Genomic DNA, 11,624 nt, shown 5'->3' on the forward strand with positions numbered 1-11,624 from the left:
CGTCAAACCCTGCGGGTTTGCCACCTCCCTCAATGAGGGAGGCTCTGTCGAAACCGAAAGTTTTGCACCTGAGCCGAAAGCTTTTTCGACGCGAAAGGCTCCCTCTTTGAGGGGGCTGTCGCCGTAGGCGACTGGGGGAGTTTTTTCAGGTCAGCAGGTTAAAGCCCATAATGACCACGCCCAGCACCACCAGCACAATACCGGTGGCACGGTTCAGAGTCTTGGGGTCTGCCTTATTGGCAAACACAGCGGCAATGCGCGCCCACAGCAGGGTGAACACCACGCACAGCGCCCAGACGAACCAATTGGGCGCACCGCCGATCATGAAGTGGGAGACAGCACCGGTCAGAGCGGTGAAGGCCATAATGAACACGCTGGTGCCCACGGCGGTCTTCAGCTCGTAGCCCAGCACACTGGTGAGGATGAGCAGCATCATCATGCCGCCGCCTGCGCCGATGAAGCCGCAGATGAAGCCGATGAGCACACCGCACACGATGGACTGGATGGCACGCTTTTTGGCGCTGACACCCTGCATGGCTTCCTTGGTGGTCATTACCGGGCGCACAATGAACTTGATGCCCAGCAGGAAGGTCATGAACACCGAGAAGCCGCCCATGGTGGCCGAGGGCACTCTGCTGGCCACCCAGCTGCCCACCACCGTGAACATCAGCACGCTGGCCATCATGATCAGTCCGTTTTTGATATCCAGGTTCTTGTTTTTGTGGTAGGTATAGGCCGAAACGGCGCTGGCCAGCACATCCGACGACAGGGCAATGCCCACCGCCATATAGGGGTCCATGTGCAGGAAGGTGATGAGCATGGGGCTGATAACTGCAGCCGCACTCATACCGGCAAAGCCGGTGCCAAGGCCGGCCCCCATGCCGGCAAAAAAGGTGACAAGAACCGTAAACAACACGTTCATTTTATGCGTTCTCCTTTATAATTTCGTCCAGATTTTTCCCGATCAGCTCCATGGTCCGGAAAAAGACCTCCTGATCGGCCGGCTCCACATGATCCAGCAGGCGCTTGAAAAAGGCATTCTGCACCACACGCCCCTTGCGGATGATCGGGTCTGCCTTGCCGGTGCAGAGAAGCTTCGTTTTGCGGCGGTCGCCGACCACAGCGTACCGTTCCAGATACCCTTCCTGCACCAGCTTATCCACATTCATGGAGACGAGGTTCGCCTTGATATGGCGCACCTCCACGATGTCCCGGGCGGTTTTGTAATCCGGGTTGTTGGCGAGGAACAGCAGGATGTCCAGCGCCGTCTGCGACAGGCCAAGCTCCTGACACAGCGGTTTGCAGACGGCATTGTACGCCTGCGCGGTCTTGATGGAAAATTCGATATTCGGGTTCACAGCAGGTCTTCCCTTTCATCTTTGAATGATTCATTTTTGAAGTATTATAGTGCAGATGAGGGGAGATGTCAAGGGGGAACTCCCTCAGTCGCGGCTTACGCCGCGCCAGCTCCCTCAAAGAGGGAGAGAGCAAACCCTCTCAGGCGCTCCCGCGCCAGCTCCCCCGAAGGGGGAGCTTTTTGTCATCTTCCGGTTAGCACAAATAAAGCTCCCCCTTCGGGGGAGCTGGCGAACGCAGTGAGCCTGAGAGGGTTCTTCCCGCCGCGCGGCTGTTTCCGCAGGAAATCAGCGCGGCAGATGCTGTTTTCCTCCACGACCCCACCCGTGAAAACGCAATGCCGGGCGGTCCGCAGACCGCCCGGCATTGCTCTATTATAAATAATTCTTCCACTGAATATGCGCAGAGCAGCGCGGAGCGCATTCCAATCGTTTTTCTCAGAACAGCGCCACAGCCGCCAGACGCACCAGCAAAGCGCACAGCCATGCCACGGCGCACTGGTTCACCACCATGATGACCGCCCACTTGTTGCCCAGCTCCCGCTTGACCGAGGCCACTGCCGCGATGCAGGGGGTGTACAGCAGGCAGAACACCAGCAGGGGAGCCGCCTGCGCCGGGGTGAGGGCCGCCGACAGCGCAGCTTCGGAGCCAAAGAGGATGAGCAGCGAGGACACCACGCTCTCCTTTGCCATAAAGCCGGTGATGAGGGCGGTGGAGATGCGCCAGTCCGCAAAGCCCAAAGGTCCGAACAGCGGGGCGATGTCGCCCGCAATGCGGGCAAGGATGCTGGCCTGCGGGTCGGCGGTCAGCCGCAGCTGCAGGTCAAAGTTCTGCAAAAACCAGATGACGATGGTGGCCGCAAAGATCACCGTGAAGGCCTTCTGCAAAAAGTCCCGGGCCTTTTCCCACAGCAGCTGTGCCACGTTTTTCAGGCCGGGCAGGCGGTAGTTGGGCAGTTCCATGACAAAGGGCACCGCCTCGCCCTTGAACACCGTGCTCTTGAGCAGCAGTGCCGCCAGCACGCCCACCGCAATGCCGGTAAAGTACAGCAGCACCATCACAAGGCCCGCATACTGCGGGAAGAACGCCGCCGCAAACAGGCTGTAGATGGGCAGCTTTGCCGAGCAGCTCATGAACGGGGTGAGCAGGATGGTCATTTTGCGGTCGCGCTCCGAGGGCAGGGTACGGCTTGCCATGACGCCGGGCACGGTGCAGCCAAAGCCGATGAGCATGGGCACGATGCTGCGGCCCGAAAGGCCGATGCGGCGCAGCAGCTTATCCATCACAAAGGCCACGCGGGCCATGTAACCGGTATCCTCCAGCATGGAGAGGAAGAAGAACAGCACCACGATGATGGGCAGAAAGCTCAGCACGCTGCCCACGCCGGTAAAGATGCCGTCGATGAGCAAGGAGTGCACCGCCGCATTGACGTTCCAGTTGGTAAGCGCCGTGTCCACGATGCCGGTCAACGCGTCGATGCCCGTTTCCATCAGGTTCTGGAAGAACAGGCCGATGACGTTGAAGGTGAGGAAGAACACCAGACCCATGATGGCGATAAAGGCCGGGATGGCGGTGTATTTGCCGGTGAGGAATTTGTCGATACGGTTGGAGCGCAGCTGCTCTTTGCTTTCGTGGGGCTTGACCACCGTCTTGGCCACCAGCTCCTGAATAAAGGAGAACCGCATATCCGCAATGGCGGCGGCGCGGTCCAGCCCGCGCTCCCGCTCCATCTGCACGATGATATGTTCGATCATCTCTTTTTCGTTCTGATCCAGCTGCAAGGCTTCCTCGATGCGCCGGTCGCCCTCCACCAGCTTGGTGGCGGCAAACCGCACCGGAATGCCCGCCGCCCTGGCGTGGTCCTCGATCAGATGGATGATGCCGTGGATGCAGCGGTGTACGGCACCGCCGTGGTCGTCCTCACTGCAGAAATCCATGCGGCCGGGCCGCTCCTGATACTTTGCCACATGAAGGGCGTGGTCTACCAGCTCATCCACGCCCTCATTCTTGGCGGCAGAGATGGGAATGACCGGGATGCCAAGCATGGCCTCCATCTTGTTGATGCGCACCGTGCCGCCGTTGCCGCGCACCTCGTCCATCATGTTCAGCGCCAGCACCATGGGGGTGTCCAGCTCCATGAGCTGCATGGTCAGGTAGAGGTTGCGCTCGATGTTGGTGGCATCCACGATGTTGATGATGCCGGTGGGCTTTTCACCGATGATGAATTGGCGGGTGACGATCTCCTCGCTGGAATAGGGGGACATGGAGTAGATGCCCGGCAGGTCGGTGACTTCGGTCTCCGGGTGGCCCTTGATGGCACCGCTCTTGCGGTCCACCGTCACGCCCGGGAAGTTGCCCACATGCTGGTTGGAGCCGGTGAGCTGGTTGAACAGGGTGGTCTTGCCGCAGTTCTGGTTGCCCGCCAGCGCAAAGGTGAGGGTCCTGCCCTCGGGCAGGGGATTCTCCCCCTTTTTAATGTGGTATTTTCCGCCCTCGCCAAGGCCGGGGTGATCCACCATTTTATCATCTGCCGGAGCCGCCGACATTGCCGGGGCCTTTTCGGTGGGGGTGATGCCGATCTGCGCGGCATCGTCCAGCCGGAGGGTCAGCTCATAGCCATGGATGCGCAGCTCCATGGGGTCGCCCATGGGTGCCAGCTTGACCAGCGTGACCTCCACCCCCGGGATCAGGCCCATATCCAGAAAATGCTGGCGCAGTGCGCCGCTGCCGCCGACGGTATCCACAACAGCGCTTTTTCCGATCTGCAATTCTTTTAATGTCATAAGATCGACCTTCTCATTTTATCCACTGTCAACGTGTGTTAGTTTGTGTTAACAATAGTAATATAGGCTAACTTTGCGCGGTTGTCAATAGATAATATGGGGGAGATTCTTGGCGGTCAGCATCCTCGCCCTCTCAGCCTCGCCTTGCTCGGCAGCTCTCCCAAAGGGAGAGGTGGATGCAAACGCAGTGAGCAGACGGAGAGGGCGAGGCCGCTAACGTTACAGTGATAACAAAAAAAGCCGTGCACCCTCTTTTTCAGAGAATGCACGGCTTTGGAGGTTTATGCGTTTACTTCACAGTGTGGTAGCCATCGGGGTTGTTCTTCTGCCAGTTCCAGCTGTCGGCACACATTTCCTCGATGCCGTATTCCGCCACCCAGCCAAGCTCGTTCTTTGCCTTGGTGGGGTCTGCATAGCACTCGGCAATGTCGCCGGGGCGGCGCGGGTCGATCACATAGGGGATCTCCTTACCGCAGGCCTTGGAGAAGGCGTGGATCACATCCAGCACGCTGTAGCCCTTGCCAGTGCCCAGATTGCAGATGAACAGGCCGCAGTTCGTTTCCAGCTTCTTGATGGCGCACACATGGCCGCGGGCCAGATCCACCACGTGGATGTAGTCGCGCACGCCGGTGCCGTCCGGGGTGGGATAGTCGTTGCCAAAGACATGCACCTTTTCCAGCTTGCCAACGGCCACCTTGGCGATATAGGGCATGAGGTTATTGGGGATGCCGTTGGGGTCCTCGCCGATGAGGCCGGACTTGTGCGCACCAATGGGGTTGAAGTAGCGCAGCAGGGCCACGTTCAGGCTGGGGTCTGCCTTGCACACATCCTGCAGGATGCGCTCGGTGAACACCTTGGTCGTGCCGTAGGGGTTGGTGGTGGCACCGGTGGGGAAGTCCTCGGTGATGGGCACGCTGGCGGGGTCGCCATAGACGGTTGCGGAAGAGCTGAACACGAAGTTGTGGCAGTTGTGATGGCGCATCACGTCCAGAATGACCAGCGTGCAGTTGAGGTTGTTGTAATAGTATTCAATGGGCTTGGAAACACTCTCGCCCACGGCCTTGTAGGCTGCAAACTGGATCACAGCAGTAATGTCCGGGCACTCAGAGAAGATGTGCTCCACATCCTCGTGCTTGGTCATATCTGCCTTGTAAAAGCGGAAGTCCTTGCCGGTGATCTGCTTGATGCGGTCCAGCACCACCGGAGATGCATTATAATAGTTATCTGCCACAACAACGTCGTAGCCAGCGTTCAGCAGTTCGATGCAGGTGTGGCTGCCGATATAACCGGCGCCGCCGGAAACCAAAATTGCCATAGCCTAGTACCTCTCTCACTCATTTACATTACAGTTGATGCCGGCATTCCCCGGCCTTGCCTAAAGAATACCGCTTTTATGGCTCAGAATCAAGGGATGCGTCTTCTATTTAGATGAATTTTTGTTGCATCTTTGTTTTTGAGATTTTGATTTAAAAACGTTTTTTGGCATTTTGTCATGGATAAAAGGCACGGTTTGTGCAAAACATAGAAATGGCGCGAAAACTCCCTCCGTCAAAGCCTGACGGCTTTGCCAGCTTCCTCGGAGAGGGGGCTGGCATCGAGCGCAGCAAGATGACTGGGGGAGTTCTCCTCCTGCCACGCAAAAAACGTCTGCCGGAGCAGACGTTTTTGTGTGGTGCATCATTTTTTACAATTTTCCGCACTGCTTGCCGGTGAAGAAGCGCAGGGTGGTAGTGGCGCGGAACACCTTGCCTGCCCGCAGCACCGTGGTGGGAAACTCCGGGTGGGAAGGGCTGCAGGGGTAATGCTGGGTCTCCAGTGCAAAGCCGCCGTACTTCTGCATGGGCACGCCGCCCTTGCCGGGGGTGGGGCAGTCCTGCAAAAAGTTTCCGGTGTACAACTGGATGCCCGGCTGGGTGGTATACAGCTTCATGCTGATGCCGGTCTTTTCACTGGTGACCCATGCGCAGATGCTCTGGCTGGAGCCGCGGGCGCGGTCGATCACAAAGCAGTGGTCGTAGCCACCGCCCACCATGGTGGTCTGGGCAAAGCCGGTATCGATATCCCGGCCAATGAGCTTTCCCTCGGTAAAATCCATGGGGGTGTTTGCCACCGGCAGAATGGCACCGGTGGGGCAGGTCTGATTGTTGCCTTCCAGATAGTTGGAGGCATAGATGCGCAGCTTCTGGCCCAGAATATCGCCCTCACCGTTCAGGTTGAAGTAGCTGTGGTTCGTGAGGTTCACGATGGTATCCGCATCCGAAGAGACGCGGTAATCCATGCGGAAGGTATTGTCCTCGGTGAGGGTATAGCGCACCGCCAACTTCAGGTTGCCGGGGAAGCCGTCCTCACCGTCCGGGCTCTCGGCCTCCATCAGCAGGGTGTCGCCAAAGGCCTTCACCCGGTACAGCTTACGGGAGAAGCAGCCGTGCAGGTGGTTGGGGCCGTTGTTGGCTTCCAGCTGATAGGTCTTGCCGCCCACGCTGAAGGTGGCATTCTCGATGCGGTTTGCATAGCGGCCCACGAACGCGCCGCAGCAGGTGCTGCCGGAGGACGTGAAGTCATCCTCATAATCTGCCATGGTGTCGTGGCCCAGCACGACATCCACCGGGCCGTTCTTGGCCGGAACGATGATGTTTTTAATGATGCATCCGTAGTCCAGAACGCTCACCGTCAGGCCGCCGGGGTTGGAAAGGATGTACTCTGTAACATTTGCGCCCTGTTTGGTCACACCGAAGGGCTTGGAGCGGATCTGTGCCATTGGGCATTCGCCTCCTCAGATTTTACTCGGACATACAGTCAGGCAGACTTCCACTGTATTCTATCTTATTTATGATTATATCACAGTTTTATATCTTTGTGGGGAACGGATTTTAGAATTTGCATCCAATTTTTCCAGCTATTTTTTGTTGAAATTATTCAGTTGGCGGGGTATGCAGCCAGAAAGATGTGCTTCCCTCGCAGAGCGTTTTCGCGTGGATCAAGTTTCATGCCTTTTGTAAAAAGCATTACCGCCGGGTACGTTCTCTTTTGCGTGCCAAAAGAGAACCAGAAAAGCACCCGCTACTTTCGAGGCGCGGGAGGCACGAACTAGGGGCTGCTCGCCCCTAGTAACCCCAAAGCAGAAAGGCTCCATACAAAAAATCCAAGTCGCTCCGCTAGAGGATTTTTTGTGTTGCGCCGATTTTGAGTCGCTGCGCGACGGCGGTACGCCGACAGCAGCAGATGCCGCTTCCCGTTACGACCTTTCCCGTGAAAACGCAATGCCGGGCGGTCCGCAGACCGCCCGGCATTGCTCTATTATAAATAATTCTTCCGCTGATGATACGCAAAGCAAAGCGGCGCGCATTCTAGATCGTCATGCTGTCGTCAGGCTTCCGGCTGTGCCGTGCCCGCAGACTTCTGCGCCGCAATGAACTCGGCTGCATCGTCCGGAATGTCGTCCAGATCATCGTCGCTGCCAACATCCACGTTGAGCGGCGGCTTCTTGAACAGGATATCGTACAGCACCGGAACGATATACAGGGTCATCAGGGTGGCGTAGCTCAGGCCGCAGATGATGACGATGGCCATGCCGCTCATCAGCTGGCTTGCCATATCGCCGCTGAACACCAGCTGCAGCATGGCCAGCACGGTGGTCAGGGTGGTCATGAGGATGGGGCGCATACGGGTCTTGCCGGTAGCCACCAGCGCAGCGCGGCGCTCCATGCCGCCAATGCGCAGCTGGTTTGCATAGTCCACGAACACGATGCCGTTGTTGACAACAGTGCCCATCAGCACGATGAAGCCCATCAGGGAAATCATGGTGAGCTGCTGGCCGGTGACCAGCAGACCCAGCAGGCCGCCGGTAAAGGCCAGCGGCACCGTGAACAGCACGATGAAGGGGGACAGCAGGCTCTGGAACTGTGCCACCATGACCAGATATACAAAGGGCAGGGCCAGAGCCATCCACTGCACCATTTCGTTCACCATGTAGTCGGTGCCCTCGGTCTCGCCGCCCAGCGTGGTGCTGCAGCCCTCCGGCATCTCACCGCTGGCTGCGTACTCATCCAGCTTCTTCTGCAGCACGCGGGACTGCACCATGGTGTTGTAGCCCTTCAGCGTATCTGCCGTCACAGTGACAAACTCGGTCTGGTTCTCGCTGGTAATGGCATCCGGTGCGGTGCCGGTGGTCCAGCTGGCGATATCGTTCAGGGTGCAGGTACCATTGGTCACTGTGCCGTCTGCCGACATTTCGGTGGTCTCAAAGGTAAGCTCCATCATGTTTTCCTTGGTGACAGGGTCCAGATTGTCCGTGATCTGGACATCCATGGTGGTGCCGTTCACCGTGACGGGGGTCTGGGCCGTGGCGGTGGTGGTGAGCTTTGCCGCGATCTGCTGGTACACCTGCGCAACGGTCAGTCCGTAGGCGCGCACCTTGTCGCGGTCCACCTTCAGGATGATGGTGGCATCGCCGCTGCCAAGGCCGTTGTCCGCATTGGCAAAGCCCTCGGTATCGTTGACGATCTCCATTACCTTCTCGGAAACGGTGGTCAGCGTTTCCGGATCCTTGCCGTAGACCTTGACCGACAGGCCGGTGGCCAGCTGGCTGGTCAGATCATCGGTCATGCCGTACAGCTTGACCTCAGCGGTGCAATTCTCGATCTGGGACACTGCATCCTCCATGGCCTGCCGGGTCTTTTCCACCTCACGGGAGGAAAGGCTCTTGCTCATCATAACGTTGATCTTGTATCTGCCGTAGGCATTGGCGGAGTTCAGGATATCGGTAATGGCGGTGGGCAGGCCCAGCTGGCTGATATCCAGACCGGCCATGCTGGTGTCGGTGGTGATGCCCACCTCTTCCACGTTTTCTACATTCAGGGCCGCCTCTGCCACCTGACCCGCAATGGCATAGGATTCCTCCTTGGTCAGGCCGTCGGCGGTGGACAGGGTGATCTGCGCCTCGTTGCTGGTGATGCTGGGCAGCAGCTCCACACCCATGTTCAGCACCTGCCAGCCGCTGAACACCAGCAGTACCACCGCCGCAATCAGGGGCAGGGCACGGTGCTGCAGGCACCATTCCAGACTATGGGCATACTTTTCCTGCACCTTTTCAAACCAGGCAAGGCGCTTGGGTTCAGCTTTTTTCAGCACAGTAGAGGACGCCGCCGGGACCACCGTGAGCGCCACGATGAGGGAGGCCATCAGGCAGTAACCGATGCACAGGGACATGGGCATCATCAGACTGCGCACAATGCTGGCCGAGAACACCACCGGCAGGAACACGCACACCGAGGTAAGGGTGGAGGCCACCACCGACATGCCCACCTGTTTTGTACCCTGCACGGCAGCGCGGGCCGCAGGCACGCCGCGGCTGCGCAGACGGTAGACGTTCTCAATGACGACCACCGAGTTATCCACCAGCATACCAATGCCGAGGGAAAGGCCGGCCAGGGTCATCACGTTCAGGTCCAGCCCGGTAAAGTACATGAGCACCACCGCGAACAGAACGGACAGCGGGATGCTGATGCCGACCACGAGGGTGGGCTTGATATCCTTCAGGAAGATGGCCAGCACGATGATGGCCAGTGCAGCGCCCACCACCATGCTGGTGAGGATGCTGTTGATGACAATGGTGATGTAGTTGCCCTGATTGGACAGCACCACCATGTGCAGGCCGTCATATTGTTTTTCCAGCTCTTTAAATGCGGTCAGGCAGTTGTCGGAGACCTCGCCTGCACTGGAAGTCGCATTCTTATAGATTTTGAGGATGGATGCCTTTTCGCCGTTCAGGCGGGTGTAGCTGTCGGCGGAGTTATCAATGATCTCCACATCCGCCACATCAGAAAGGCGCACGTCGCCGTAGCCCTCCACATGCAGCAGCAGGGCACCGCTGATATCCTTCACACTGTCGTACTCTTCGCCGACTTTCAGCAGCCAGGACTCGCCGTCCTGATCCTGCACGTAACCGGCCGGCATGGAGAAGTTCTGGGCATAGATGAGCTGCGCCAGCGTTTCAATGTCCAGCTGCTTTGTCACATCGGCCTGTGCCAGAGCGTTGGTCTTGGCCGTCTCGTACTCTGCCTTGGCAGCCTCCAGCTGCTTTTCGTACTCGTTCAGCATTTCACGCGCTTCGGTGAACTGCATATAGGCGTTGAGCTGCTGCTGGGAGAAGCTGCCCAGTGCGCCGGAGAACTCGGTCATCAGCTGGGGCACATTGTCCATGGCCTTGATGGTGCTTTCCAGCGTGTTATAGACCACATTCAGGCTTTCCTGCAGCTGCATCTCATTGGCAAGATCCTCTGCGGTGCTGCCTTCGGAGCCGGTCTCGGTATTCACGCGCTCCTGCAGCTTCTGCAGGGCGGTAGTGAGCTTATCGGTAATGGTGCGCAGCTCAGCCACAATATCGATCAGAGAGTCGATATCCCGCATACCGGTCTCGTTGAACTTGTCCATGACCTTCTGCAGACCGTCGCGCACCTCGATCAGGGCCTGCTGGATCTCAGGCTCCTTGAACACAGCGATCAGGCTGTTCACGCTTTCCAGAAGAGCCTGCGCCTGCGCACGCACCGTTTCCACTGCGGCGCCCACCTCGGTGCTCATCTGGCTCATGACCGAGTTGGACACCGTATTGCCAAAGTTTTTCAGCTGCTTTTCGTATTCCTTGCGTCCGGCGGTGATCTGTGCCTCGGCGCTTTCCAGCTGGGAGCGGGCTGCAGCCAGCTGGGTATCGATCAGTTCCAGCAGCTTTGCGTTGATCTCGTCGATCTTATCCTGATTGAGCTGCACCTGCACCAGCTTTTCCACCAGACCGCTGGACGAAACGCTGGACACACCGCCCTTGCGCTGCACTTCCGGCACAAGGGTGTTCTGGATAAACTCAGAAAGCTCGTACTGGTCGGCACCTTCGCGGCTGACAGCCACCGTCATGAAAGCGTTCATGTTGAGGCTGTACTCAATGATGGAGGGGGTCAGGCAGGTGCTGGGCAGGTCGCTTTTGGCCTGATCCAGCTTGTTGGACACCTTGACCAGCGCGCTGTTCATATCCGTATCCTCGGTAAACTCCATCAGCAGCAGGCTGTAGTTTTCTGCCGATGTTGCGGTGATCTTGGACACGCCCGGCACTGTGAGCGAGTTCTGCAGCACATCCGAGACCTCGCTCTCCACGCGCTCCGGGCTTGCGCCGGGATACACGGTGACCACCATCAGATACGGTGTGTTCACGTTGGGCAGCAGGTTCGTATCCATCTTTGTGACCGCCACAAAGCCCAGGATCAGGATCATGACCACTGCAACCAGCACCGTAAACGGCTTTTTGACACTGAATTTTTCCATTTTCTCCTACCGTTTCTCTGCCTTGCCGCAAAGCAGGACAGCTGCTTTCCCTGCGGGAAAGGCTACACTTCAACATTTTTATTATACACGCAAGCCCCCGCCTTGCAAGAGCGGGGTGGGATTCTTTTGCGATTCTTTGGATACTTTCGCAAGATTTTAACATTTGCCGTTCCG

At 57.9% G+C, this 11,624-nt stretch carries 6 protein-coding genes; all 6 read right to left on the reverse strand.

The features are described from left to right. Window positions 1-145: 145 nt before the first annotated feature. Window positions 146-922, reverse strand: coding sequence for a sulfite exporter TauE/SafE family protein (locus GKG36_RS08365; protein WP_154260197.1), 777 nt, complete (start codon window positions 920-922; stop codon window positions 146-148). Between the two features lies 1 nt (window position 923). After that, window positions 924-1,358: a helix-turn-helix domain-containing protein gene (locus tag GKG36_RS08370; RefSeq protein WP_097781078.1), complete on the reverse strand. Its 435-nt coding sequence runs from the start codon at window positions 1,356-1,358 to the stop codon at window positions 924-926. A 435-nt stretch (window positions 1,359-1,793) separates the two neighbouring features. Then, on the reverse strand, window positions 1,794-4,139 hold the full coding sequence (gene feoB / locus GKG36_RS08375) for a ferrous iron transport protein B (protein WP_154260199.1): 2,346 nt from the start codon (window positions 4,137-4,139) through the stop codon (window positions 1,794-1,796). 289 nt (window positions 4,140-4,428) lie between these two features. Beyond that, window positions 4,429-5,454, reverse strand: coding sequence for a UDP-glucose 4-epimerase GalE (galE, locus tag GKG36_RS08380; RefSeq protein WP_005937424.1), 1,026 nt, complete (start codon window positions 5,452-5,454; stop codon window positions 4,429-4,431). 369 nt (window positions 5,455-5,823) lie between these two features. Beyond that, complete coding sequence (locus tag GKG36_RS08385; RefSeq protein ID WP_005938695.1) at window positions 5,824-6,897, reverse strand: aldose epimerase family protein; 1,074 nt, start codon at window positions 6,895-6,897, stop codon at window positions 5,824-5,826. 608 nt (window positions 6,898-7,505) lie between these two features. Beyond that, window positions 7,506-11,450, reverse strand: coding sequence for an efflux RND transporter permease subunit (locus tag GKG36_RS08390; RefSeq protein ID WP_154260201.1), 3,945 nt, complete (start codon window positions 11,448-11,450; stop codon window positions 7,506-7,508). Between the last annotated feature and the right edge of the window lie 174 nt (window positions 11,451-11,624).

The organism is Faecalibacterium sp. BIOML-A1, assembly GCF_009679715.1.
In the GTDB taxonomy this organism is placed as follows: domain Bacteria; phylum Bacillota; class Clostridia; order Oscillospirales; family Ruminococcaceae; genus Faecalibacterium; species Faecalibacterium taiwanense.

Coding starts and splice junctions, on each gene's coding strand:
- GKG36_RS08365 (WP_154260197.1), bottom strand. CDS start 922: ATGAACGTGTTGTTTACGGTTCTTGTCACCTTTTTTGCCGGCATGGGG.
- feoB (WP_154260199.1), bottom strand. CDS start 4,139: ATGACATTAAAAGAATTGCAGATCGGAAAAAGCGCTGTTGTGGATACC.
- galE (WP_005937424.1), bottom strand. CDS start 5,454: ATGGCAATTTTGGTTTCCGGCGGCGCCGGTTATATCGGCAGCCACACC.
- GKG36_RS08385 (WP_005938695.1), bottom strand. CDS start 6,897: ATGGCACAGATCCGCTCCAAGCCCTTCGGTGTGACCAAACAGGGCGCA.
- GKG36_RS08390 (WP_154260201.1), bottom strand. CDS start 11,450: ATGGAAAAATTCAGTGTCAAAAAGCCGTTTACGGTGCTGGTTGCAGTG.